The organism is Ruegeria sp. AK4, assembly GCF_056541025.1.
In genome coordinates this window covers 32,633-57,524 of the sequence record NZ_JBQFXS010000019.1, presented here as the reverse complement: position 1 = coordinate 57,524, position 24,892 = coordinate 32,633, and the positions used below count along the sequence as shown (strand labels likewise).

At 59.5% G+C, this 24,892-nt stretch carries 20 protein-coding genes; 3 read left to right on the top strand and 17 right to left on the bottom strand.

What is annotated here, in order from left to right; genetic code table 11:
• Positions 1–50 precede the first annotated feature (50 nt).
• From rpoC to rplJ, 4 genes are all read right to left on the bottom strand, one after another.
• Complete coding sequence (gene rpoC / locus ACR0EZ_RS21410; protein WP_480616743.1) at positions 51–4,292, bottom strand: DNA-directed RNA polymerase subunit beta'; 4,242 nt, start codon at positions 4,290–4,292, stop codon at positions 51–53.
• 81 nt (positions 4,293–4,373) lie between these two features.
• Positions 4,374–8,510: a DNA-directed RNA polymerase subunit beta gene (gene rpoB, locus ACR0EZ_RS21405; protein WP_480616741.1), complete on the bottom strand. Its 4,137-nt coding sequence runs from the start codon at positions 8,508–8,510 to the stop codon at positions 4,374–4,376.
• 294 nt (positions 8,511–8,804) lie between these two features.
• On the bottom strand, positions 8,805–9,179 hold the full coding sequence (gene rplL / locus ACR0EZ_RS21400) for a 50S ribosomal protein L7/L12 (RefSeq protein ID WP_480616740.1): 375 nt from the start codon (positions 9,177–9,179) through the stop codon (positions 8,805–8,807).
• A gap of 79 nt (positions 9,180–9,258) precedes the next feature.
• Positions 9,259–9,777: a 50S ribosomal protein L10 gene (gene rplJ, locus ACR0EZ_RS21395; RefSeq protein WP_480616738.1), complete on the bottom strand. Its 519-nt coding sequence runs from the start codon at positions 9,775–9,777 to the stop codon at positions 9,259–9,261.
• A gap of 466 nt (positions 9,778–10,243) precedes the next feature.
• On the opposite strand from rplJ, the gene ACR0EZ_RS21390 reads away from it, so the two are divergent.
• Complete coding sequence (locus ACR0EZ_RS21390) at positions 10,244–11,215, top strand: phosphotransferase (protein ID WP_480616736.1); 972 nt, start codon at positions 10,244–10,246, stop codon at positions 11,213–11,215.
• Between the two features lie 143 nt (positions 11,216–11,358).
• Here ACR0EZ_RS21390 and ACR0EZ_RS21385 read toward each other — a convergent pair whose 3' ends face one another.
• The 3 genes from ACR0EZ_RS21385 to rplK form a co-directional block, all read right to left on the bottom strand.
• Positions 11,359–12,144: a hypothetical protein gene (locus ACR0EZ_RS21385; RefSeq protein ID WP_480616735.1), complete on the bottom strand. Its 786-nt coding sequence runs from the start codon at positions 12,142–12,144 to the stop codon at positions 11,359–11,361.
• 140 nt (positions 12,145–12,284) lie between these two features.
• A complete protein-coding gene (gene rplA, locus ACR0EZ_RS21380; protein WP_480616733.1) occupies positions 12,285–12,983 on the bottom strand; it encodes a 50S ribosomal protein L1 in 699 nt (232 codons plus the stop codon).
• A 1-nt stretch (position 12,984) separates the two neighbouring features.
• The gene (gene rplK / locus ACR0EZ_RS21375; protein ID WP_113791694.1) at positions 12,985–13,434 is read right to left on the bottom strand and encodes a 50S ribosomal protein L11; all 450 of its coding nucleotides are present in this window, start codon (positions 13,432–13,434) and stop codon (positions 12,985–12,987) included.
• 240 nt (positions 13,435–13,674) lie between these two features.
• On the opposite strand from rplK, the gene ACR0EZ_RS21370 reads away from it, so the two are divergent.
• On the top strand, positions 13,675–14,460 hold the full coding sequence (locus tag ACR0EZ_RS21370) for a hypothetical protein (protein ID WP_480616732.1): 786 nt from the start codon (positions 13,675–13,677) through the stop codon (positions 14,458–14,460).
• 291 nt (positions 14,461–14,751) lie between these two features.
• Here the strand turns inward: ACR0EZ_RS21370 and nusG are convergent, their stop codons facing one another.
• The 10 genes from nusG to ccoN form a co-directional block, all read right to left on the bottom strand.
• The gene (gene nusG / locus ACR0EZ_RS21365) at positions 14,752–15,285 is read right to left on the bottom strand and encodes a transcription termination/antitermination protein NusG (protein WP_480616755.1); all 534 of its coding nucleotides are present in this window, start codon (positions 15,283–15,285) and stop codon (positions 14,752–14,754) included.
• A 188-nt stretch (positions 15,286–15,473) separates the two neighbouring features.
• Positions 15,474–15,671 carry a preprotein translocase subunit SecE gene (gene secE / locus ACR0EZ_RS21360; protein ID WP_050605011.1) on the bottom strand — a complete coding sequence of 66 codons (198 nt, stop codon included), beginning with the start codon at positions 15,669–15,671 and terminating at the stop codon, positions 15,474–15,476.
• 101 nt (positions 15,672–15,772) lie between these two features.
• Positions 15,773–15,931, bottom strand: a complete 159-nt coding sequence (gene ccoS, locus ACR0EZ_RS21355) for a cbb3-type cytochrome oxidase assembly protein CcoS (RefSeq protein WP_170417043.1) — start codon at positions 15,929–15,931, stop codon at positions 15,773–15,775.
• Between the two features lie 4 nt (positions 15,932–15,935).
• Positions 15,936–18,113, bottom strand: coding sequence for a heavy metal translocating P-type ATPase (locus tag ACR0EZ_RS21350; protein WP_480616731.1), 2,178 nt, complete (start codon positions 18,111–18,113; stop codon positions 15,936–15,938).
• A 4-nt stretch (positions 18,114–18,117) separates the two neighbouring features.
• Positions 18,118–18,576: a FixH family protein gene (locus ACR0EZ_RS21345; protein WP_480616730.1), complete on the bottom strand. Its 459-nt coding sequence runs from the start codon at positions 18,574–18,576 to the stop codon at positions 18,118–18,120.
• A gap of 2 nt (positions 18,577–18,578) precedes the next feature.
• A complete protein-coding gene (ccoG, locus tag ACR0EZ_RS21340; protein ID WP_480616728.1) occupies positions 18,579–20,006 on the bottom strand; it encodes a cytochrome c oxidase accessory protein CcoG in 1,428 nt (475 codons plus the stop codon).
• A 406-nt stretch (positions 20,007–20,412) separates the two neighbouring features.
• Complete coding sequence (gene ccoP, locus ACR0EZ_RS21335) at positions 20,413–21,276, bottom strand: cytochrome-c oxidase, cbb3-type subunit III (protein ID WP_480616726.1); 864 nt, start codon at positions 21,274–21,276, stop codon at positions 20,413–20,415.
• Positions 21,273–21,485 carry a cbb3-type cytochrome c oxidase subunit 3 gene (locus tag ACR0EZ_RS21330; RefSeq protein ID WP_480616724.1) on the bottom strand — a complete coding sequence of 71 codons (213 nt, stop codon included), beginning with the start codon at positions 21,483–21,485 and terminating at the stop codon, positions 21,273–21,275. The genes ccoP and ACR0EZ_RS21330 overlap by 4 nt, the downstream gene beginning before the upstream one ends.
• 11 nt (positions 21,486–21,496) lie before the next feature.
• Positions 21,497–22,225, bottom strand: a complete 729-nt coding sequence (ccoO, locus tag ACR0EZ_RS21325) for a cytochrome-c oxidase, cbb3-type subunit II (RefSeq protein WP_480616722.1) — start codon at positions 22,223–22,225, stop codon at positions 21,497–21,499.
• A gap of 14 nt (positions 22,226–22,239) precedes the next feature.
• Entirely contained in the window at positions 22,240–23,847 is a 1,608-nt protein-coding gene (gene ccoN / locus ACR0EZ_RS21320; protein ID WP_480616721.1) for a cytochrome-c oxidase, cbb3-type subunit I, read from the bottom strand.
• Positions 23,848–24,043: 196 nt separating this feature from the next.
• On the opposite strand from ccoN, the gene ACR0EZ_RS21315 reads away from it, so the two are divergent.
• Positions 24,044–24,883, top strand: coding sequence for a universal stress protein (locus ACR0EZ_RS21315; protein ID WP_480616753.1), 840 nt, complete (start codon positions 24,044–24,046; stop codon positions 24,881–24,883).
• Positions 24,884–24,892 lie beyond the last annotated feature (9 nt).

The window sequence follows — 24,892 nt, the reverse complement described above, 5'->3', positions numbered from 1 at the left end:
AAAAAGCCCCGCGAAATCGCAGGGCTTCTTCGGTGTTTCTGAGGGTCCGCTTACTCGCGGCTTTCCGGTGTTTCCACCAGAACGTCCAGCTCATCGCCGACCAGATCGTCGTCCATGACCGGCGCAGCCAGGGCAGCGGCGGCTTCGGCCTCTTCCCGGCGGGCTTCGATCACCACGTTGTCACGCGACTGCGCGATGTGGCGGACGGCCTGCGTGGCACCACCTGTCCCGGCGGGGATCAGGCGACCGACGATGACGTTCTCTTTCAGGCCAACCAGCTTGTCCTTCTTGCCCTGAACCGAAGCCTCGGTCAGAACGCGGGTGGTTTCCTGGAACGACGCCGCCGAGATGAACGAACGCGTCTGCAGCGAGGCTTTGGTGATCCCCAGCAGGATCGGTTCGCCCTGAGCCGGACGACCGCCGCGCGAGATGGTCTTCTCGTTGGCTGCATCGAACTCCTGCTTGTCGACATGCTCGCCTTTCAGCAGGGTGCTGTCACCTGAATCCAGGATCTCCCACTTCTGCAGCATCTGGCGCACGATGACCTCGATATGCTTGTCGTTGATCTTCACGCCCTGCAGACGATAAACATCCTGCACCTCGTCGATCATGTAATCCGCCAGCGCTTCGACACCCATGATGGACAGGATGTCATGCGGGGCCGGGTTACCGTCCATGATATAGTCACCCTTCTGCACGAAGTCGCCTTCCTGCACCGGGATGTGCTTGCCCTTGGGCACCATGTACTCGATCGTTTCCATCGACTCGTCAGCCGGTTCGATGCTGATGCGGCGCTTGTTCTTGTAGTCGCGGCCAAAGCGCACGTAACCATCGGCTTCTGCGATGATCGCGTGATCTTTCGGACGGCGCGCTTCGAACAGTTCGGCCACACGCGGCAGACCACCGGTGATGTCCTTGGTCTTGGCACCTTCACGCGGGATACGCGCGACAACGTCACCGGCTTCGATGGTCTGGCCATCTTCGACCGACAGGATCGCATCCACCGACATCGGATAGTGAACCGGGTTGCCCGCATCGTTGCGGACCGGCTCGCCATCTTCACCGACCAGAATGATCTCGGGCTTCAGGTCGCTGCCTTTGGGGGCGGCGCGCCAGTCGATCACGATCTTCTGGGTCATGCCGGTTGCTTCGTCGGTCTCGTCGCGGACGGCAAGGCCCGAAACCAGATCGACATATTTCGCGGTACCGGCTTTCTCGGCGATGATCGGCAGGGTGTAGGGATCCCACTCGAACAGCTTGTCGCCACGGGCTACCTTTGTGCCGTCCTTGACGAACAGCTTCGAGCCATAGCCCAGCTTGAAGCTGGCACGCTCCTCACCGTGTTCGTCGTTGATCACCAGCTTCATGTTCCGGCCCATGACCAGGCTTTCGCCGGCGGCATTGACCAGAATCTGCGGGTTCTCGAACGCAACAACGCCGTCCTGGTTGGCTTCCTGGAACGACTGCTGACCACCTTGCGCAACACCACCGATGTGGAAGGTCCGCATCGTCAGCTGCGTACCGGGTTCACCGATGGACTGGGCGGCGATGATGCCGACAGCTTCACCCGTGTTCACCATGGTCCCGCGGGCCAGGTCACGACCGTAGCAGGTGGCGCAGACGCCTTCCTCGGACTCACAGGTCAGCGGCGAGCGGATGCGCATAGACGCGATGCCAGCTTCGTCAATCGTGTCGGCCATACGTTCGTCGATCAGTTGACCAGCGGCCACGATCACCTCATCCGTGCCCGGACGCAGAACATCGTCTGCGGCCACACGGCCCAGCACACGTTCGGCCAGCGAAGCAACAACCTCACCGTCGTTCACGGCAGCTTCGGCCGTGATCGCACGCTCGGTGCCACAATCGATCTCGCGCACGATGCAGTCCTGTGCCACGTCCACCAGACGGCGGGTCAGATACCCCGAGTTCGCCGTTTTCAGGGCGGTATCCGACAGACCCTTACGGGCACCGTGGGTCGAGTTGAAGTACTCGAGAACGGTCAGACCTTCCTTGAAGTTCGAGATGATCGGCGTCTCGATGATGTCACCGTTCGGCTTGGCCATCAGGCCGCGCATGCCGCCCAGCTGTTTCATCTGAGTGACCGAGCCACGCGCACCCGAGTGGGCCATCATGTAGACCGAGTTCGGTTCCTGCTCGGACCCGTCCTGTGCCCGATCCGACGACGAAATCGTGCTCATCATCGCTTCGGTGACGCGGTCGTTACACTTCGACCAGGCATCGACAACCTTGTTGTACTTTTCGCCCTGGGTGATCAGGCCGTCCATGTACTGCTGTTCAAAGTCCTTCACCTGACCGCGGGTGTCATCAACGATGCCCCACTTGTCGTCCGGAATGACCATGTCGTCCTTACCGAACGAGATGCCCGCCTTGAACGCTTCCTTGAAGCCCATCGACATGATCTGGTCACAGAAGATAACCGACTCTTTCTGACCGCAGTAGCGGTAGACGGTGTCGATCACCTGCTGCACTTCTTTCTTCCGCAGCAGGCGGTTGACCAGATCGAACGGCGCCTTGTTGTTCATCGGCAGCAATGCACCCAGACGCAGACGGCCCGGAGTGGTTTCATAGCGCTTCTGAACTTCGTTGCCTTCGTCGTCGATCTGCGTGATCCGCGCGGTGATCTTGGTGTGCAAGTGCACTTCACCCGAATCCAGCGCGTGCTGAACTTCGTCGATCGAGCCAAAGACCTTGCCTTCGCCCGGCATGCCTTCGCGTTCCAGGGTCACATAGTAGAGACCCAGGATCATGTCCTGCGACGGGACAATAATAGGCGCGCCGTTTGCAGGCGACAGAACGTTGTTCGTCGACATCATCAGAACGCGGGCTTCCAGCTGCGCCTCAAGGCTCAGCGGGACGTGAACGGCCATCTGGTCCCCGTCGAAGTCGGCATTGAAGGCCGAGCAGACCAGCGGGTGCAGCTGGATGGCTTTGCCTTCGATCAGAACCGGTTCGAACGCCTGAATGCCAAGACGGTGCAGCGTCGGCGCACGGTTCAGCATGACAGGGTGTTCGCGGATCACCTCGTCGAGGATATCCCACACTTCGGGGCGCTCTTTCTCGACCAGTTTCTTCGCCTGTTTCACGGTCGAAGACAGACCCTTGGCTTCAAGGCGCGAGTAGATGAACGGCTTGAACAACTCCAGCGCCATCTTCTTGGGCAGACCACACTGGTGCAGCTTGAGTTCCGGACCGGTCACAATGACCGAACGGCCCGAGAAGTCGACGCGTTTCCCCAGAAGGTTCTGACGGAAGCGGCCCTGTTTCCCTTTCAGCATGTCCGACAGCGATTTCAGCGGACGCTTGTTGGCGCCGGTGATCACGCGGCCACGACGGCCGTTGTCGAACAGAGCATCCACGGATTCCTGCAGCATCCGCTTTTCGTTGCGGACGATGATATCCGGCGCGCGCAGTTCGATCAGACGCTTCAGACGGTTGTTCCGGTTGATGACGCGGCGATACAGATCGTTCAGATCCGAAGTCGCAAAACGGCCACCATCCAGCGGGACCAGCGGACGCAGTTCCGGCGGAATGACCGGGATCACGGTCATCACCATCCACTCGGGGCGGTTGCCCGACTCGAGGAAGGATTCAACAACCTTCAGGCGCTTGATGATCTTCTTGGGCTTCAACTCGCCGGTCGCTTCGGCCAGATCAGCGCGCAGCTGCTCGGCTTCGGCTTCCAGATCGATCTGGGCCAGCATCTCACGGATGGCTTCGGCACCGATGTTCGCGGTGAACGCGTCCATGCCATAGGCATCCTGCGCATCCATGTACTCTTCTTCGGTCAGCATCTGGCCGTAGGTCAGGTCGGTCAGACCGGGCTCGATGACGACATAGTTTTCAAAGTACAGAACGCGTTCCAGATCGCGCAGCGTCATGTCCAGCATCAGACCGATGCGGGACGGCAGCGATTTCAGGAACCAGATATGTGCGACGGGCGCGGCCAGTTCGATGTGGCCCATACGCTCGCGGCGGACTTTTTGCAGGGTGACTTCCACACCGCATTTCTCGCAGACAACGCCGCGATACTTCATCCGCTTATATTTGCCGCACAGACATTCGTAATCTTTGATCGGGCCAAAGATACGCGCGCAGAACAAACCGTCACGCTCGGGCTTGAACGTCCGGTAGTTGATGGTTTCGGGTTTCTTGATCTCGCCATAGGACCAAGACAGGATCCGCTCGGGCGACGCCAACGAGACCTTGATCTCGTCGAAAACCTTCGGGGGCGTCAGCGGGTTGAACGGGTTGTTGGTGATTTCCTGGTTCATTTGTTACCTCAAATCTTGCGGAAGGGGGGAGAGGGGAGCGGAAACTTCAAAAGTTTCCGCCCAAGAATTTTTTCAAAATTCTTATTCCTCAACCTCCGCATCCAGGAGTTCCATATTCAGGCCGAGGCCACGGACTTCTTTCACCAGAACGTTGAACGATTCCGGTACGCCCGCTTCAAAGTTATCCTCGCCTTTGACGATCGACTCATAGACCTTGGTCCGGCCAGCGACATCATCCGATTTCACGGTGAGCATCTCCTGCAGGGTGTAGGCAGCGCCGTAAGCTTCCAGAGCCCAGACTTCCATCTCACCAAAGCGCTGACCACCGAACTGCGCCTTACCACCCAGCGGCTGCTGGGTCACCAGGCTGTACGGCCCGGTCGAACGCGCGTGGATTTTGTCGTCCACCAGGTGGTGCAGTTTCAGCAGGTACTTGATGCCCACGGTCACCGGACGCGCAAACTGCTCGCCAGTGCGACCGTCGAACAGAACCGACTGACCACTTTCCGAGAAGCCCGCACGCACCAGCGCGTCGTTGACGTCAGCCTCTTTGGCACCGTCAAAGACCGGGGTTGCGATCGGAACACCGCGGGTCACGTTGCCCGCAGCCTCAATCAGGCCATCCTCGTCCAGACCGGTGATGCCTTCTTCATAGACATTCTCGCCATAGGCCAGCTTCATCGCTTCGCGCACCGGTGTCAGATCGCCGGAACGGCGGTATTCACCCAGAGCGTCGTCGATGTTCAGACCCAGACCGCGCGCGGCCCAACCCATGTGGGTTTCAAGGATCTGACCAACGTTCATACGCGAAGGCACGCCCAGCGGGTTCAGACAGAAGTCTACCGGGGTACCATCGGCCAAGAACGGCATGTCTTCCATCGGAACAACCTTGGAGATCACACCTTTGTTCCCGTGACGACCGGCCATCTTGTCGCCCGGCTGCAGCTTACGCTTCACGGCGATGAAGACTTTGACCATCTTCATCACACCCGGCGGCAGGTCGTCGCCACGACGGACTTTTTCGACCTTGTCCTCGAAACGGGCGTCCAGAGCGCGTTTCTGCACTTCGTACTGCTCGTTCAGAGCCTCAACGATCTGTGCGTCCTGCTCGCCTTCCAGCGCCAGCTGCCACCACTGACCACGGGTCAGGGTTTCCAGCAGATCCTCGGTGATCACCGACCCCGCCTTGACGCCTTTCGGGCCTTTGACAGCGGTTTTACCCAGGATCAGGCCCTGCAAACGCGCATAGATGTTGCGGTCAAGGATCGCCAGCTCGTCATCCCGGTCACGGGCCAGACGTTCGACTTCCTCACGCTCGATCTGCAGCGCACGCTCGTCTTTCTCGACGCCGTGACGGTTGAAGACGCGGACTTCCACGACCGTACCGTAATCGCCCGGCTTCACGCGCAGCGAGGTGTCGCGCACGTCAGATGCTTTTTCACCAAAGATGGCGCGCAGCAGCTTTTCTTCCGGGGTCATCGGGCTTTCGCCCTTCGGAGTGATCTTCCCGACCAGAATATCGCCCGGCTCAACATCCGCACCGATGTAAACGATGCCCGCCTCGTCGAGGTTGCGCAGCGCTTCTTCACCGACATTCGGGATGTCGCGGGTGATCTCTTCCGGGCCCAGCTTGGTGTCACGGGCGGCGACTTCAAACTCCTCGATATGGACCGAGGTAAAGACGTCGTCACGCGCAATACGTTCCGAGATCAGGATCGAGTCTTCGTAGTTGTAACCGTTCCACGGCATGAACGCGACGACCACGTTCTTACCAAGGGCCAGTTCACCCATATCGGTCGACGGACCATCGGCAATGACCTCGCCCTTCTGGACGGTGTCACCCACCTTGATCAGCGGACGCTGGTTGATGCAGGTGTTCTGGTTCGAGCGCTGGAACTTGCGCAGACGATAGATGTCAACGCCAGCGTCGCCCAGCTCCAGATCCTCGGTGGCGCGGATAACGATACGCTGGGCATCGACCTGGTCGATGATACCGGCGCGTTTCGCCTGAATCGCAGCGCCCGAGTCGATCGCAACCTTTTCCTCGATCCCGGTGCCGACCAGCGGTGCCTCGGCCCGCAGCAGCGGAACCGCCTGACGTTGCATGTTCGAGCCCATCAGAGCGCGGTTGGCGTCGTCATTTTCAAGGAACGGGATCAGCGATGCAGCGACCGAGACCAGCTGTTTCGGGCTTACGTCGATCAGGTCCACATTCTCGCGCGGGGCAAGGGTGTAGTCACCGGCCTGACGGGTCGACACCAGATCGTTGATGAACTTGCCATCCGCATCCAAGGTCGCGTTCGCCTGCGCCACGGTGTGACGCATTTCTTCAGTCGCGGACATGTAGTGAACCTCATCGGTCACCTCAGCGTCTTTCACGACGCGGTACGGTGTTTCGATGAAGCCATACTTGTTCACGCGGGCAAAGGTGGCCAGCGAGTTGATCAGACCGATGTTCGGGCCTTCGGGCGTTTCAATCGGGCACATCCGGCCATAGTGGGTCGGGTGCACGTCGCGCACCTCAAAGCCCGCACGTTCCCGTGTCAGACCACCGGGGCCAAGCGCCGAGAGGCGGCGTTTGTGGGTCACTTCCGACAGCGGGTTGGTCTGGTCCATGAACTGCGACAGCTGCGACGAGCCGAAGAATTCACGGACAGCAGCTGCAGCCGGTTTCGCGTTGATCAGGTCCTGCGGCATGACGGTGTCGATCTCGACCGACGACATACGCTCTTTGATCGCGCGCTCCATGCGCAGCAGACCGACGCGGTACTGGTTTTCCATCAGTTCGCCGACCGAACGCACACGACGGTTGCCGAGGTGGTCGATATCGTCCACGTCGCCTTTGCCGTCACGCAGTTCCACCAGCGCCTTGATGCAGGCCACGATATCTTCGCGGCGCAGGGTGCGCAGGGTGTCCGGCGCGTCCAATGCCAGACGCATGTTCATCTTCACACGGCCAACCGCGGACAGGTCATAACGCTCGCTGTCGAAGAACAGGGTGTCGAACAGGGCCGACGCAGCCTCGACGGTGGGCGGCTCGCCCGGGCGCATGACGCGGTAGATGTCCATCAGCGCGCTTTCACGGTTCAGGTTCTTGTCCTGAGCCATCGTGTTGCGCATGTATGGGCCGACATTGACGTTGTCGATGTCCAGAACCGGGATGTCGGTGATGCCCGCATCCATCAGGTCCTTGACGGTGCCGCCGATCAGGTCGCCGTCCTTGTCGTATTCCAGGGTCAGCTCATCCCCGGCTTCGACATAGATCGCGCCGGTTTCTTCGTTGATGATGTCCTTGGCGACAAACTTGCCGACGATGTTGTCGAAGGGCACCAGCAGGTTGGTAACGCTGCCTTCGTCGATCAGCTTCTTGACCGCGCGCGGGGTGACTTTCTTACCCGCCTCGGCAATCACTTCACCGGATTTCGCGTCGACCAGATCATAGGTCGGACGGGTGCCGCGCACGCGCTCGGGGAAGAACGGCGTGACCCAGCCTTTCTTCTTGTCCAGCTTGTAGGACACGGTGTTGTAATAGGCGTCCATGATCGCTTCCTGATCCAGACCCAGCGCATAAAGCAGGGTTGTCACAGGCAGTTTGCGGCGACGGTCGATACGGGCGAACACGATGTCCTTGGCGTCGAACTCAAAGTCCAGCCAGCTGCCGCGATACGGGATGATGCGGCAGGCAAACAGCAGCTTGCCCGAGGAATGGGTCTTGCCCTTGTCATGGTCAAAGAACACACCGGGCGAGCGGTGCATCTGGCTGACGATCACACGCTCAGTGCCGTTCACGATGAACGTGCCGTTCGGTGTCATCAGGGGCATGTCGCCCATGAACACGTCCTGTTCCTTGATATCCTTGACCGATTTCGCACCGGTGTCCTCATCGACATCAAACACGATCAGACGCAGAGTGACCTTCAGCGGCGCGCTGTAGGTCATGTCGCGCTGCATGCACTCTTCGACATCATATTTCGGCTTTTCCAGATCGTATTTCACGAACTCCAGAACGGAGGTTTCGTTGAAATCCTTGATCGGGAAAACCGACTGGAACACGCCTTTGATGCCTTCGCCGTCTGTGGGCTGCTCTGCATCGCCGGAGCGCAGGAAAAGGTCATAGGAAGATTTCTGCACCTCAATGAGGTTCGGCATTTCCAAAACTTCGCGGATTTTGCCGTAGTATTTACGAAGACGTTTCTGGCCAAGGAACGTTTGAGCCATGTCAGATGTCACCTTTCGATGTTCTCAGCGGGCAAAGACACCGTCGGGCCCCGGCATCTTGCACAATCGAGACAACACGTCCGGATCAATTCATGGCCACCGTCCCGAAGGCAGCCTCCCGATCCGAAAACCGTGTCTTAGAAAACGCCCCCGTCAATGAGGCCCTTTCTAAGACAGGTTCGGCTGGACCCGGATTTCTCCGGACCCAGCCTGAACTTTCGGGCACAGACCGGAGTTCCTGAAGAACTCCGGACCGCTTTCTTTTCAAGAAAGCGGGTCCCTGAGCAAAAACGCTTAGGCCAGTTCGACCTCGGCGCCAGCTGCTTCCAGCTTGCCTTTGACTTCTTCGGCTTCGTCTTTCGACACGCCTTCTTTGATCTTGCCGCCGGCTTCGACCAGTTCCTTGGCTTCTTTCAGGCCCAGACCGGTGATGCCGCGAACTTCTTTGATCACGTTGATTTTCGAAGCGCCGGCGTTCTTCAGAACGACGTCGAATTCGGTTTTCTCTTCCTCGGCTGCACCGCCGGCATCGCCAGCTGCGGCAACCATTACGGCGCCGCCAGCTGCGGGCTCGATGCCGTATTCGTCTTTGAGGATGGTTTTCAGTTCTTGTGCTTCCAGCAGGGTCAGACCCACGATGCTTTCTGCGAGTGCTTTCAGATCAGCCATTTTATCAGCTCTTTCCGTTTACAATGTGTGTTCCAACGTCAGGGCGCATGCCCTACGCAGATCATTCAGTGCCAACCGCTTACGCAGCTTCCGCCTTCTCTTCGATGGTGGAAAGGATGCTTGCGATGTTGCTTGCAGGTGCGCCAATCGCGCCGGCGATGTTCGAAGCAGGTGCGCCAATGCAGCCAACGATCGAAGCAATAAGCTCCTCACGCGACGGCATTTTCGAAACGGCTTCAACGCCTTTGCGGTCCAGAGCGTTCTCGCCCATTGCACCGCCAAGGATTTCGAACTTCTTGTTCTCCTTGGCGAAGTCCTCAGCCACCTTGGCTGCTGCCACGGGGTCCTCGGAATAGGTCAGAACGGTCATACCCGTCAGCAGGTCAGCGATGCTTGCACATGGCTTTCCGTCGAGGGCGATTTTGGCGAGCCTGTTCTTGGCAACACGCACGGCACCACCCGCGTCACGAGCACGTGCGCGAAGGTCCTGCATCTCGGCAACTGTCAGACCGGCGTAGTGAGCAACCACCACGACGCCAGAGCTTTCGAAGATCTGGCCGAGTTCCTCGACCACTTTCTCTTTCTGGGCTCTATCCACAGTTCTCTCCAAGTTAGGGGCGATATCTCACCCCGGCTCATATTTGCCGAAGGCAAGCCCCCGGCGTTCAGGTCCGTTGTTACGGGATTGGCCAAAATGCGCCCGAGGATCGCGACCCTCAGAATTCTTTGGTCTTACCCGTCTCAGGCAGGGAATTAAGGGGCCGGATGGCACCACCCACCGTCTTGGACGAAACAAAATAAAGCGCACGACGAATCGCACGCTTTATTCCGCAGGTCTACTTAGGACAGATAGGCGGGGTTTCCAAGGGGTAAAATCACCGATTGCATCGGTGTTTTGCCCCTGAATTTGAATGTTCCGTCACCATACCATGTTCGGCGTGATGCCAATAGAACAAAATGACGCGACCCGCGGTTTCGGATGCAGCCGCAATTGACTTGCGCACCCTTGTGCAGTCCATTCGGACGGTCGGATACCACAACACAGATATGCGTATTTTCCCAAGATGCAGGCCCTGACCAAAGACGAACACGCCCGCGCCGCCGCCTGCGTGAAAGAATTCGCGCAAAACGGCATCCACGGGGCCATTTCGGGATTTGACTGCGTCTACCGGTCTCACGACTTTCCTGAGACCCGCTTTCTGCTGCGGGTCAAGGCCGGGTCGAACCATTATGCAATCAAGATCGACACCGAATCCGCCGAGACCGGCAGGCTGCAGAAGGAATTCGCCCTTCTGAAGGACCTGAGCGCCTATTTCGGGGGCAACCAGACATCGCGGGTCATTGAACCCGTTTACCTGTCACAGAACGGGACATTCTTCGCCTCGGAATTCATCGACCGCCCGACAGCCGTCGATCTGATCTACAACTGCACCAACGCCGACCAGGTCGCGCAGATTTACCGCCGCGCCGGGTCCTGGCTGCACGATTTCCACGGGTTCCGACCGCCAACGCAGTACGGCTTCCGCCCAAGATGGATGACCACCAGCTTTCACGAGCTTGCCGCATCCCTCCCCCACCCCCTCGCCCGAAAAAGCGAGGTTATGATCAACGTCATGCGGTCCGAGGCCGACCGGCTGAAAGGCCAACCCGACCTGCGGGTCTTTGCGCATGGGGATTTCCACGGTCTGAATCTGATCGTAGGCCAGGGCAAAACCATCGGCCTGGATTTCACAGAAGCGCGCGAGAAACTGGCAACCTATGACATCGTCGACTTCCTGAAGGCGGACATCTTCCGCGATGGCCCCGCATCCGAGGTCGACCGTAGCGGCATCCTGAAAAGACACAAAGAGATGTTCTTTCGCCGCTACCGCCATCCGATCAATACCGACATTCTGGATTTCTGCCTCCGCGGGCGATTGCTGAAAGACTGGCTGTTTCTCAGCCGCAGCGACTATGCCTGCAGCCCGCAGGAAGACCACCGCCGCGCACGGCTGGAACTGAGGCTGCAACAGGCGTTCCGGCAGAGCTTCGGCTAGGGCGTGATTATGCCCGGGTTAAATCCAAATACGAACTGCTTGCGCCCATTCACCCTTTCACCGCCACCACTCAGCTTCGATAGGTAATCGGCGGCCAAGGCTTTTGGATGGAAACACCAGAGTGGGCACCAGCAGCCATCTACTTACGTTTCGCCCCTTCTCAACTCTTCAACCGTAGTTCTAACCGTGTGATCCCACTCAAACTTGGCATCCAGATGCTCCAGCACGTATTTTGCGAAGTCCTGAATCGAGCTATTCCCATCGAGTTGCCGTAGGGCATGCAGAATGATGTCGACAACTGCACCGTCATGCGCGCGCTCGCGTTCCACGTCTGAAAAACGCTTGTGTATAACCTCGGGAAATTCAGATACAGATGCGTTCGTTAGTCTTTTGAGTTGTGTATCCTCTCGCTCAATTCTTTCTTCTGCCCGTCTGTTGCCATCTTGTCGCGCCATTACGCGAAGATGCCCTCCGGGCCGCTCGCGAATTTGCTCCATGATGTAGTGGTTCGTCTCGCGAACAGCCTCTTGCCCCCCTTCTTTTTCGATATAGTTTTTTAAAGCCCTGACCGCCCATGCAGGGCATTTCCTGCTACTCGGCCTCTGGGGGTCGGCCAGCCACGATTGCAACGTCCTGTTTGTCACTTTGCGTGAGGTTTCGCCCTCCAAAATAATCTCAACAAACGAGCAGTTCCCGGCAAATGTACCATGAACAAGCCTCTGCATCTCGGATCGGTTTCTTTCGTCGTCAACCGTCTGTCGAAGGTCCTCAAGGATCAAGTCGATCTTAACCTCATCCAGTTTCTTCCCGACCTCGTTTGCAATCTTAAATGTCACCCCTGGGCCTTGCGCCTCATATGTGATGTCTATAACCAAGCCCGTCTCACGGTGTGTGGCCTCGGGATTTGCATACCTGTAGTCAAACTTCATTGCATTTTAACCTTACATCTTGTGCGCACTATGTGCGCACAAGATGTAAGGTGCGTGATCTTTCAAATCAAGACAACCAATAGAAAAACCCGGGCAGTTTGCACCGCCCGGGTCTATCCTGTCTGACGAGGCGTCAGGGCTTATTCGCCCGAAGCAGCCGCCACATCCAGCGTCACGCCGGGGCCCATGGTCGAGCTCAGCGCGATTTTCTTCATGTAGGTGCCTTTGGCGCCCGACGGCTTCGCCTTGGCAACAGCCGAAACGAATGCGCGGACGTTTTCGACCAGCTTGGCTTCGTCGAACGACGCTTTGCCAACACCGGCATGCACAACGCCGCCTTTTTCCGCCTTGAACTGAACTTCACCGCCCTTGGCTGCTTCCACGGCCGCTTTCACGTCCATGGTCACGGTGCCGACCTTGGGGTTCGGCATCAGGTTGCGGGGGCCCAGAACCTTACCCAGACGGCCGACGATCGGCATCATGTCCGGGGTGGCAATGCAGCGGTCGAATTCGATGGTGCCGCCCTGAATGGTTTCCATCAGGTCCTCTGCGCCAACGATATCTGCGCCTGCTTCTTTCGCTTCGTCCGCCTTGGGACCACGCGCGAACACAGCGACGCGCATCGCTTTGCCGGTGCCGTTCGGCAGGCCGACAACGCCGCGCACCATCTGGTCCGCGTGACGGGTGTCAACGCCCAGGTTCAGAGCAATCTCGATGGTCTCGTCGAACTTCGAGGTCGCATTGCCCTTGACCAGAGCAACCGCTTCTTCAACCGACAGGTTTTCCTTACCGGCGATAGCTTCGCGCGCAGCGCGGGTACGTTTACCGAGTTTTGCCATCTTACTTCACCTCGATGCCCATAGAGCGGGCCGAGCCCAGGATGATCTGCATTGCGCCTTCGACGTCGTTGGCGTTCAGATCTTTCATTTTGGCTTCGGCAATTTCGCGAACCTGCTTGGTGGTCACGGTGGCCACGGTTTCACGACCGGGGTTTTCCGCGCCACGGGGGCGGTTCCGCTTGCCAACCGGCTTCAGACCAGCGGCTTTTTTCAGATAGTAAGACGCGGGCGGCGTCTTGATGTCCATGGTGAAGGACTTGTCCTGATAATAGGTGATCACGGTCGGGCAAGGGGCACCCTGCTCCATATCTGCGGTCTTGGCGTTGAACGCCTTGCAGAATTCCATGATGTTGATGCCGCGCTGACCCAGCGCCGGACCAACTGGCGGCGAGGGGTTCGCCTGACCTGCAGGAACCTGCAGCTTCATTGTACCAGCAAGCTTCTTGGCCATTTGGTTTTCCTTTCAACGTGAATGGGACGCGTCCCACCCGGTTTATGTTGCGTGGTCCGGCCCGGGATCGCGATCCCAAGAACCTCCCACGAGAGAATCTCGCCCGAAGACGATAGAGGCGGCGTTTATAGGGGAATGGTGGGGTTGGCAAGGGCATTGCGAATATCCACTCACGTACATCCAAACCGAACTCACAGTATGGAATTCCAGCATCGCGCCAAATCTACTTCTGATTGAAGATTGCTGATATTCAATCAAACCATTTGCAAAAGGCAGCTTTTGTTCCCTCTAAATTCACCCACCGTCTTTTCGATTGCTCTAGCAGGCTTCGCGTTGACTTCCGCAATAGCGTTTCGATTTGATTGGCGAGTTCGCGCTCCGCTCATGCTCGCTTCAATTGCTCTTCCCGCGGGCTTCTTGTTGTACCACCCGATGGCGGGTCAATATGCTGGGCTAGGGTACCTCATTGTCATCTTGTCTTGCCTTGCCATGTTTGCACTCGGCGCGGGCTGGGGCAGTGTCATGAGACTTGCGCGAGTTTCTCCGACTATATCCGTTTCAGTTCCGGTCATTGTCGCCTGCGCATATACGGGTCACGCCCTTTGGCTTCAGTACGTGCCAAAGGATTGCCTTAAAGAAGACCTGCATGTTCGTATTGCTGGTGAAGTTGTAGTTCTACCACCAGAACTAAAACCCCGCCTCGAAATTGGGAATTCCGCAACCCATTTCGGAAGGATGAACCGCAAATCTGGTTTTTCGAAGATATGCAGACGTAGCCAAAACGGCACACGCGCTATTGATATGGACGTGGTGTGGATAACCCCCGCATCCAATCATGCGGCTCTGACTTCTCTCTGTGAGGGCATTGATGAGCCCGAGTGGTGCGATCGCTATTCCTCGCATCCGTACCGCCACGTGGGAAAGGTGCTGTTTGCGACTGAGGATGAGCTTGGCTTTCCCAAACCGTATTGGAAAGAAGGCGGATCGTTGAAGAAAGAACGTCAAGGCGACCTGAACAAAGGTTAAATTTGTCTTTTACCGGATGAAGGGATTAAAACTCAGTGTTGGGTTTGGCAGCCGTTTGGGAAAGGGTCGAGATTGACGGTCAGCACAAACAATCTTGACCCAATATTTGTTGACATGCCCGTTGACGAAGCTCGCGAGATGGCTCTCCAGGCCCTCAACACGACTCTTGCCATTGTTCAACCTTAAGTGCCCGCTCTACGGGCACAGCGACTTGATTTAAGTAGTCCAAAAAACAAGAAAACGCCGCGCTACCCAAGGCAACGCGGCGTCAAAATCTCCACAAGGCTCTAATCAGCCCTGCTTCGTAACCTGCGTAAAGTCCAGTTCCACAGGCGTTTCCCGCCCAAAGATCGAAACCGAGACCTTCAGCTTCTGCGCCTCGTCGTCCACGCCCTCGACCATGCCGTCGAAATCCTCGAACGGGCCGTCGTTGACCTTGACCTTCTCGCCGATCTCGAAGGTGATCATCAGCTTCGGCGCTTCTTCGCCCTCCTGAACGCGGTTCAGGATCTGGTTCACCTCGGCGTCGCGCATCGGCATCGGGCGTCCCTGAGGGCCCAGGAAACCGGTGACGCGGTTGATCGAGTTGATCAGGTGGTAGCCCTGATCCGACATCTCCATATGCACCAGCACATAGCCGGGCATGAAGCGGCGTTCGGTCGTGACCTTCTTGCCCCGGCGCACTTCGATCACCTCTTCGGTGGGCACCAGAACCTCGTCGATATCATCTTCAAGGCCCTGCTCGGCCACCGACGTGCGGATCTGCTCTGCGATCTTCTTTTCGAAATTCGAAAGAACGCTGACCGAGTACCACCGTTTCGCCATGAACCTGTCGTCCTTGTTTGCCTTCGGTCGCATCCTGTTGGCCGGATGCACCGGTATTGAAATTCCATCACGTGACCCGGAATAAAAAGCGGCGCGCGGTCCGAATCGCCGCACGCCCATTCCGAATAGTCCCGCGTCACCTACTAGCACATTGCGCGGGGCGCAAGGGGGCAGCTGTGTTTGGGCGCTTAGCTGAACGCGCCGAGGATCAGCTGCAGACCGCCGCGAATGCCCAGATCGACCAGAGCGAAGAACACAGCCGTCAGCGCCGCCATGATGAACACCATGACCGTGGTCAACAGCACCTCGCGCCGGGTCGGCCAGACGACCTTGGAAACTTCGGCACGGACCTGCTGAATGAACTGGATCGGGTTGGTGGTAGCCATTTGGCGTATTCTCTCTGCTAGCGGATGGGCCGGACATAACCGGGCATTGCGGCAATTTCAAGGGCAGTCGGGCCTACTGTGATGTCCTGGGCATGGCCCGGTCAGGGTTTGGGCTTGTCGTCCCATTCGTCGCTCAGAATCCGGCGGGCGTCGCCCTCGGGGTCTTCGTACTGGTTCGAGCGCACTGTGTAGATGAACGCAACCAGTCCAACACCGCCCAGAAACAGGGAAATCGGGATCAGATATGCCAGCACTTCCATCGCTTCACCTCAGCCGCAATGCGTTCAGGGATACGGTAATGGACGAGGTCGACATCGCCAATGCCGCAATCAGCGGGGTCGCCAGCCCGATCACCGCCAGGGGCACGGCGATCACGTTGTAGACGGTGGCGATCTGAAAGTTCTCGCGAATCCGTTTGGTGGCTTTGACCGCCGTGTCGCAGGCATCCGCGATGGGCGACAGGTCATTGCCCAGCAGCACGATGTCCGAGGCCACCCGCGCCGCATCCAGCGCCGAGGCCGGAGAGATCGAGACATGCGCCGCCGCCAGCGCTGCCGTGTCGTTCAGGCCGTCGCCGACCATCAGAACGCGGCGGCCCTGTTCGCTGAGGTTTTGGATATGCCCGGCCTTGTCCTGCGGCAAGGCTTCGGCAATCCAGTTGGTGATGCCCAGCTTACCGGCCAATGTTTCAACGGCCCCGCGCGCGTCGCCCGAGATCAGGATCACCTGCTTGCCGGATCGGGCAAAAGCGGCGACCGCCTCGGCCGCGCCGGGGCGCAGGGCGTCGGTAAATCTGAAGGCAACGGGCGCGTTTTGCCCGACCGCCAGCCAGGCAGAGGTCTCCGCCCCCTGTTCACCGCCCACCCAGGCCGCGCGGCCCAGACGCACGCGTTCTCCGCGATAGGTGCCTTGGGTGCCATAACCCGGCACTTCGGCAATATCGCGCAGGTTGGCCGGTTTGATCCCGGCGGCCCGCGCGGCAGAGGCCAGCGAGACCGACAGCGGGTGCGCGGATGCCTCGGCCAAGGCCAGCGCGATTTCCAGATCAGCGCGGGAATGGTCGCTCAGGTTGGTCAGCTCGGGCGTGCCCGAGGTCAGCGTGCCGGTCTTGTCGAAAACAACCGTGTCCACCTCGGCCAGACGTTCCAAAGCGGTGGCGTGTTTGATCAGCATCCCCTTGCGGAACAACCGGCCCGAGGCTGCCGTGGTCACCGCAGGAACGGCCAGACCCAGCGCGCAGGGGCAGGTGATGATAAGCACCGCCGCCGCGATGTTCAGGGCGGTCCTCAGATCGCCGGAATAGATATACCAGCCCACAAAGCTGAGCGCCGACAGGATATGCACACCCGGCGCATAAAGCTTGGCCGCCTTGTCCGCCAGCGAGGTATAGCGCGAGCGCCCGGATTCCGCGATTGCCACCAGATCGGCCATGCGGTGCAGCGAGGTATCTTCACCCACCGCCGTCGCGCGGATGGTCAGTGGACCGGTCAGGTTGACCTCACCGGCGCTGACGGCCTGCCCGGTTTCAACGAAGACCGGCAGGGTTTCCCCGGTCAGCAAGGACCGGTCCAGTTCGGATTGGCCTTCGACAACCTCACCATCCACGGGCATCCGCCCACCGGGACGCACAAGGATTAAATCGCCGACAGACAGCGTTGACACCGCGACCTCTTCTTCGCGGCCTTGAACGACACGAATGGCGCGGGGCACTTCCAATGCGGTCAGTTCCTCGGCGGCGGATCGGGCCGCCGCGCGGGTGCGGTAGTCCAGATACCGGCCAGCCAGCAGGAAGAAGGTCAGGGTCAGGGCGGCATCGAAATAGGCATGCTCGCCGCTCAGCGCGGTTTCCCACAGCGATGTGGCCAGCGCCAGCAGGATCGCCAGCACAATCGGCACGTCCATGTTCAGCCGCCGGACGCGCAGGGCGCTCCAGGCGTTGGCAAAGAAGGGCTGGGCGGAAAACGCAATCGCGGGCAAGGCGATGGCCGCCGAAATCCAGTGGAACATGTCCCGCGTCGCATCCGATGCACCGGACCAGACCGAAACCGACAGCAGCATCACATTCATCGACGCAAACCCGGCCACCGCCAGCCGCATCAGCAGGTCGCGGCCCGCCTTGTCGGCGCTGGTGGCGGACAGGGCGCCGGGGTCAAGTTCATGCGCCTCGTACCCTGCGCCTTCCAGAACCGGGATCAGATCGGCGGCGCGCGTCTCGGGCGCGGCTTTGATCATGGCGCGTTTCAGGGTCAGGTTGACCCGCGCATCCTCGACGCCGGGATGGGCGTTCAACTCGCGTTCAACGGTCGCGATACAGGCCGAGCAATGGATGCCCGGCAGGGACAACGCAATCTGGGCATCCTGCGGAATGGGTCGCGCCGGTTCTGCCGGGGCCGCGATACAGCCCGGACAGGCCGCCGTGCCAGAGGAAAGCTGCGCCGTCACGTCCCTAGCCTTTCACATAAAGGGGCACGCGCTGCGCAAACTCGACGCCTTCGCTGTCGCGGGCCACAAGGCGGATGTTCCAGTTGCCCTTGCCCAGCGTGGCGGGCGTTGCATAGGCGGTGCCGTCAAAGGTGAAATCGGGAGTGAAATCCTCGCGCACATGGGTTGCGCGGCCTACCACGGCCTGCAGATCGGCCACCCGGACCGGATCGCCGCTGGCATCGGTGATATGCAGGATCAGCAGCCCGCCCCTGGTTTCGGCGCGCACCTCCCACCCCAGCGCCTGATGTTCCTGCAGGCGTTCGTTGAACTCCTGACTGGCGACGTACGAGTTCTTGACCTCCAGCCCCGGAAAGGTCTTCACCGCGCTATAGGCCAGCACCAGGTTAACCGCGATGATCACCCCGAAGGCCCCCACGAACACCGCCAGGGCGTGTTTTCCCGTGAATTTACGTTCCGCCATCATCAGTTCCCCCGCCCGTTGAACGTGGTGTCTTTGTAGGCGCGCTCACCGCTGCTGAGGTCCTCGACCCAGATGCGTACCGGGGTTGTATCCGCCCCCGCCGGTGTCGTGTCTCCGGAGGCCACGATGTAAACGCGGGTCAATTGTGCCGTATCTGCGGTGACATTCACAGTATCAATGTCGGTGCCCTCGATCTCGACCCGCATCGCCGGATCACCGGCCAGGGACAGCTTGAACAGCCGGTCTTCACCGTGTTTGTTGCGCAGCCGCACATCGTATGTGTTGCGGATCGTGCCATCGGACAGGGTCACGAAGGTCGGATTGCGCACGGGCGCGACCGTCAGATCGATATCCGAGCGGATGAACAGGGCAAACAGCAGCGCGAACCCCACCAGCGACCACAGCGACGTGTACAGGATCGTGCGTGGGCGCAGGATATGTTTCCACACGTTTTTGGGCGGTTTGCCCGAGCGCTCGTTGGCCTCATCGCTCAGCGCCATATAGTCGATCAGGCCGCGGGGCTTGCCGATCTTGGCCATCATGTCATCGCAGGCATCGATGCAAAGGGCGCAGGTGATGCATTCCAGCTGCTGGCCATCCCGAATGTCGATCCCAACCGGGCAGACATTCACGCAGGCCATACAGTCGATGCAGTCACCAAGCTCAGAGTCAGCCGTGCGTTTGCCCTTGCCGCGCGGTTCGCCCCGCCATTCACGGTAGCCGACGACCAGAGTATCCTCGTCCATCATCGCAGCCTGAATGCGGGGCCAGGGACAGGCGTAGATACAAATCTGTTCCCGCGCGAAGCCGCCGAAGAAAAAGGTCGTACCCGTCAGGATCAGCATCGTCGTATAGGCCACGGGATGCGCGTTGCCTGTGACCAGATCTCGCGCCAGCGTCGGCGCGTCGGCAAAGTAGAACACCCAGGCCCCGCCGGTGGCGAGGCCGATCAGGAACCAGGCGGCCCATTTGGTAACACGCAGCCGCGCCTTGCGGAAATCCAGCTTCGCCTGCCGGTGCAGCCGCAGCCGGGCGTTTCTGTCGCCTTCGATCCAGCGCTCGACCAGAATGAACAGGTCGGTCCAGACGGTCTGCGGACAGGCATAGCCGCACCACACCCGTCCCAAAGCCGAGGTGAACAGGAACAGCCCCAGTCCGGCCATGATCAGAAGACCGGCGACAAAGTAGAATTCGTGCGGCCAGATCTCGATCCAGAAGAAGTAAAAGCGCCGGTTCGCCATATCCAGCAGCACCGCCTGATCCGGCAGGCTGGGGCCGCGGTCCCACCTGAACCACGGGGTCACATAGTAGATGCCCAGCGTCACCACGAGGATGATCCATTTCAGATTGCGAAACGGGCCTGATACGCGCCGTGGAAAGATCGGCTCTCGGGGGGCGTATAAGCTGGGGGCGGGGTCGGAATCGCTCACTGGCTGGCTCCAATACAGGGTCTTCTGGAAGCGTGTTGTTCCAGATCACGTCTGTTCGAACTTTGACATGGGTCAAAACGCGCATCGAACAAACACCTTTTAGCATCCGTCCGGATCGACCTGGGGCACCGGAAAAGCCGTATTCCGGTGTTTTTCAGCCAAAACAGCGGTGTATCGAAGTGTGCGACCGCTCGGATGTCCACGTGCTGACCAATTGTCGCAGGCCATCCCGGCCGTGACAACAGAATTCAAAGCCGCGCCGGGTCTAAGATGTGGACCGGGTCTGGCATGGGCACTATCATTCGCAAAATTCGGCACCGGCTGTTCTGGAAACGCGCGAACAGATGGAACAGCCGGTGCCTTGGCCTTCGGGTGGTGAAAACCGCCCGGAGGTTTTCTTTGAACCTTACTGACCGCCACCCAACTGGTGGACATAGGCCGTGACAGCGCGGATCTGCGCTTCGGTCAGGCGTGTGTCCCAGTTCGGCATGACGCCGAAGCGGCTGTTGGTCACGGTTTCGGTCAGCGCCTCTTCGCTGCCGCCATAAAGCCAGATCGCGTCGGTCAGGTTCGGCGCGCCCTGGGCGACGTCTCCCTTACCGTCCTCGCCATGACAGGTCGCGCAATTGTCGTCGAAAACAACCTTGCCGGCCTGCGCCGCCGCATCGTCGGTCTGGGCGTTGGTCAGCGACATCACGTACTGAACCACCTGAGCGATCTCGTCCTTCTCGAGGATTTCGCCAAAGGCCGGCATCTCGGAATAGCGCGCGTCGTCGCTTTCCTCGTTCCGGATCCCGTAGCTGACCGAGTAGTGTATGTCCTCCATCGTGCCGCCCCAAAGCCATGCGTCATCCAGCAGGTTCGGGAAGCCCGGCGCACCCTGCGCGCCGGAACCGTGGCACTGGGCACACCAGGTGCGGAACACGGCGCTGCCCGCGTTGATGGCATATTGCTGCAACTCGGCATCGCCTGCGATATCGTCCAGCGGAGTTTCCTCCAGGCGCGCATTCATGGGGGCGTTGGCCTCTTCAAAGGCGATCAGTTCCTGCTGCACCTCGCCGCGGGACGACCATCCCATGACACCGGCGGTTGCCGACTGTACCAGAGGCCAGGCGGGATACATGATCGTGTAGATCACGGCCCAGATGATGGTGACGTAGAAGGTCCACAGCCACCAGCGCGGCATCGGATTGTCGAACTCTTCGATCCCGTCCCAGCTGTGGCCCGTGGTGTTCGGATCGCCCGGCTGTTTTTCAGGTGTCTTGCTCATTTCCGCGCCTCCTTGATTTCGGCGGGTTTGTCGTCGCCCGACAGGGGCGCTGGTGCATCGGCGTGCCGGAACGGGATATTGGCGGTGTCCTTGTATTCCTTGCTGGCACCGGGGCGGAAAACCCAGACGACGATGCCGACAAAGAAGATGAACAGCACAAGCAACATCCAGCTATCCGCGAACTGCCTGAGAAGCGTGTATTCTTCCATCACACCCTCCGTTAACGGTTTGCGTCCGGGGTGAAGGTCGAGAAATCGACCAGCGTGCCCAGCATCTGCAGATAGGCGATCAGCGCGTCCGCCTCGGTCAGCTCGGGCTGACCATCGAAATTGCGCACGTTGACCTTGTCGCCATAGCGTTCCAGCAGCCCGTCAAAGTCGCTGTCCGGATCGGCCTGAGCGCGGAAGTCGGCTTGCGCGTTCTCCAGCATCTCTTCGGTATAGGGCGTGCCCACGACCGCATTCGCCGCCATGATGTCACCGATATACTTGCCGTCCAGCTTGCGATGTTCGAGGAAGCCGTATTTCGGCATCACCGATTCCGGCACCACCGATTGCGGATCGCGCAGGTGGTCCATCTGCCACTGGTCCGAGTAACGCCCGCCGACGCGCGCCAGATCGGGCCCGGTCCGTTTCGACCCCCACTGGAACGGGTGGTCATACATCGACTCCGCCGCCAGCGAGTAGTGGCCATAGCGTTCGACCTCATCCCGCATCGGGCGGATCATCTGGCTGTGGCAGACATAGCAGCCTTCGCGGATGTAGATCTCACGCCCGGCCATCTCCAAGGGGGTGTAGGGGCGCATGCCTTCCACCTTTTCGATGGTGTTCTCAAGATAGAACAGCGGTGCGATCTGCACGATGCCGCCGATGGTCACGACCAGAAAGCTGAAGATCAGCAGGAGGGTCGCGTTGGTCTCGAGGATCTTGTGTTTGTCGAGAATTGCCATTGCTCCGGCCCTCCTTACTCAGCCGGGACCGCGACGGTCAGGCTGGCCTCACGGGCCGGTGCCTTCCGCACAGTCATCCACAGGTTGTAGCACATGATCACCGAGCCGGCGACGAACAGCACACCGCCCAGCGCACGCACCACATACATCGGGAACTTGGCCGCCACGGTGTCGGCGAACGAATTCACCAGGAAGCCGTTGGCATCCACTTCGCGCCACATCAGGCCTTCCATGATGCCGGTCACCCACATCGACGCGGCGTAGAGCACGATGCCGATGGTCGCGAGCCAGAAATGCCAGCTGACCATTTGCAGCGAATACAGACGCTCGCGCTTCCACAGGACAGGCACCAGGAAGTACAGCGCACCAAAGGTGATCATGCCATTCCAGCCCAGCGCGCCCGAATGCACGTGACCGATGGTCCAGTCGGTGTAGTGAGACAGGCTGTTCACTGCCCGGATCGACATCATCGGGCCTTCAAAGGTGGACATGCCGTAGAAGCCGACCGAAATCACCATCATCCGGATCACCGGGTCGGTGCGCAGCTTGTCCCACGCGCCCGACAGCGTCATCAGACCGTTGATCATGCCACCCCACGAAGGCATCCACAGCACGACCGAGAACACCATGCCCAGTGTCGAGGCCCAGTCGGGCAGCGCGGTATAGTGCAGGTGGTGCGGACCGGCCCAGATATACAGGAAGATAAGCGCCCAGAAGTGAATGATCGACAGTTTGTAGCTGAACACCGGACGCTCGGCCTGTTTCGGGATGAAGTAGTACATCATGCCCAGGAAGCCCGCGGTCAGGAAGAAGCCCACGGCGTTGTGGCCGTACCACCACTGGATCATCGCATCCTGCACGCCCGACCAGACGATCACTGATTTCGACCCCCAGATGCTGACCGGAATGGTCATGTTGTTGACCAGATGCAGCATGGCGACGGTGACGATAAAGGCCAGATAGAACCAGTTGGCCACGTAGATGTGGGGCTCTTTCCGCTTGATGATCGTGCCCAGATAGACGGCCAGATAGGCGACCCAGACAATGGTCAGCCACAGGTCCACATACCATTCGGGCTCGGCATATTCCTTGGATTGGGTGCCACCCAGCACATAGCCGGTCGCGGCCAGTACGATGAACAGCTGATAGCCCCAGAACACGAACCATGCCAGATTGCCGCCCCAAAGGCGCGCGGCGCTGGTGCGCTGCACGACATAGAACGAGGTCGCGATCAGCGCGTTGCCGCCAAAGGCAAAAATCACCGCCGAGGTGTGCAGCGGACGCAAACGGCCAAAGTTCAGATAGCCTTGCGCCCATTCGAAGTTCAGCGCCGGAAAGGCCAGCTGGAACGCAATAAAGGTCCCGGCGAGGAACCCGACGACACCCCAAAAGGCGGTTGCGATCACGCCATAGCGGATCACATCGTCCATGTATTCCCCCGAGCGATCGACAAGAATATCTGGCTCATCTGTGTTTCGCAGCGTCCAGATGAACAAACCGCCAGCGATGAGCATCACCAGCAGAGCATGCACCTGATACGCCAAATCGCGTGCATAATTGGTCCCGATCGCGGCAAATACCACGACCAGACCAAGCACGATCAGCTTGATGTAATTCGACATTTTGCGTCCCTTTGCCGTGCCCCACGCGATTCCAGTGTCGCGCGAAACCTTTTTGTCTGCGTGCTGTAATGACGAACAGCACCGCATCCTGCTTTGATCTGAGTCAAGACAACAATCCGATTTCTATGACACGGATACAATGAAAACAAAGGCCAACGGCGCGTCGCAAGCCCTTGGCCCGAAGCACGAGGTCGAAATGGCGTATAAATCTCTTCTCTCGATCATGACCGAAACGCAGGGCACGCAGGCGGCTCTCGGTCAGATGGCAGCGCTGGCCAACGCGCAGGATGCCCATGCCGAGGTGCTGTGTCTGGGCGTCGACCGCAGCCAGACCGGTTACTATTATGCCGGGGCCAATGCCCTGATCCTGCAGGAAACGCTGAGCCGGGCCAATGCCGAGGCGGATGAGCTTCTGGCTTATGCCAAGGACTACCTGGGCAAAACCGGCATCCGCTGGTCCGCCGAAAACGGCGTGGCGCAGATCGCCGATCTTGGCCGCCATGTCGCGCACCGCGCGCGGTTCTCGGATCTGGTGATCCTGCCCCACCCCTATGGCGAGGATCGCGGGGCCGAAGCCGAACCCATTCTCGAGGCCGCGATGTTCGAAGGCCACGCCCCGGTGCTGGTGGTTCCCAACGACGCCCAGCCGTTTTCGGTGCCGCAAAACGTCATCGTCGCATGGAACGAAAGCGTCGAGGCGATGCGGGCCGTGCGCCGCGCCCTTCCGTTTCTGAAACAGGCGGAACTGGTGCGTATCGTGGTGATCGACCCGCCGCGTCACGGCCCGGACCGCTCGGACCCTGGCGGGCTGCTGTCTCAGATGCTGGCCCGTCACGGGGTGAAATGCGAGATCGATGTTCTGAGCAAAACGATGAGCCGCGTCTCGGACATACTGAACCGTCACGCCACCGACACGGATTCGGACCTGATCGTCATGGGCGCCTACGGCCACTCGCGCTTTCGCGAGGCCATCCTCGGCGGCGCAACCCGCAACATGCTGGAACAATCGGCGGTTCCGGTTTTCCTGGCCCATTAACCGATCAGA

Excerpts from the sequence above, each read along its gene's own strand:
- rpoC (WP_480616743.1), bottom strand. The coding sequence starts at position 4,292 with ATGAACCAGGAAATCACCAACAACCCGTTCAACCCGCTGACGCCCCCG.
- rpoB (WP_480616741.1), bottom strand. The coding sequence starts at position 8,510 with ATGGCTCAAACGTTCCTTGGCCAGAAACGTCTTCGTAAATACTACGGC.
- rplL (WP_480616740.1), bottom strand. The coding sequence starts at position 9,179 with ATGGCTGATCTGAAAGCACTCGCAGAAAGCATCGTGGGTCTGACCCTG.
- ACR0EZ_RS21390 (WP_480616736.1), top strand. The coding sequence starts at position 10,244 with ATGCAGGCCCTGACCAAAGACGAACACGCCCGCGCCGCCGCCTGCGTG.
- ACR0EZ_RS21385 (WP_480616735.1), bottom strand. The coding sequence starts at position 12,144 with ATGAAGTTTGACTACAGGTATGCAAATCCCGAGGCCACACACCGTGAG.
- rplA (WP_480616733.1), bottom strand. The coding sequence starts at position 12,983 with ATGGCAAAACTCGGTAAACGTACCCGCGCTGCGCGCGAAGCTATCGCC.
- rplK (WP_113791694.1), bottom strand. The coding sequence starts at position 13,434 with ATGGCCAAGAAGCTTGCTGGTACAATGAAGCTGCAGGTTCCTGCAGGT.
- nusG (WP_480616755.1), bottom strand. The coding sequence starts at position 15,285 with ATGGCGAAACGGTGGTACTCGGTCAGCGTTCTTTCGAATTTCGAAAAG.
- secE (WP_050605011.1), bottom strand. The coding sequence starts at position 15,671 with ATGGCTACCACCAACCCGATCCAGTTCATTCAGCAGGTCCGTGCCGAA.
- ccoS (WP_170417043.1), bottom strand. The coding sequence starts at position 15,931 with ATGGAAGTGCTGGCATATCTGATCCCGATTTCCCTGTTTCTGGGCGGT.
- ACR0EZ_RS21345 (WP_480616730.1), bottom strand. The coding sequence starts at position 18,576 with ATGGCGGAACGTAAATTCACGGGAAAACACGCCCTGGCGGTGTTCGTG.
- ccoP (WP_480616726.1), bottom strand. The coding sequence starts at position 21,276 with ATGAGCAAGACACCTGAAAAACAGCCGGGCGATCCGAACACCACGGGC.
- ACR0EZ_RS21330 (WP_480616724.1), bottom strand. The coding sequence starts at position 21,485 with ATGGAAGAATACACGCTTCTCAGGCAGTTCGCGGATAGCTGGATGTTG.
- ccoO (WP_480616722.1), bottom strand. The coding sequence starts at position 22,225 with ATGGCAATTCTCGACAAACACAAGATCCTCGAGACCAACGCGACCCTC.
- ccoN (WP_480616721.1), bottom strand. The coding sequence starts at position 23,847 with ATGTCGAATTACATCAAGCTGATCGTGCTTGGTCTGGTCGTGGTATTT.
- ACR0EZ_RS21315 (WP_480616753.1), top strand. The coding sequence starts at position 24,044 with ATGGCGTATAAATCTCTTCTCTCGATCATGACCGAAACGCAGGGCACG.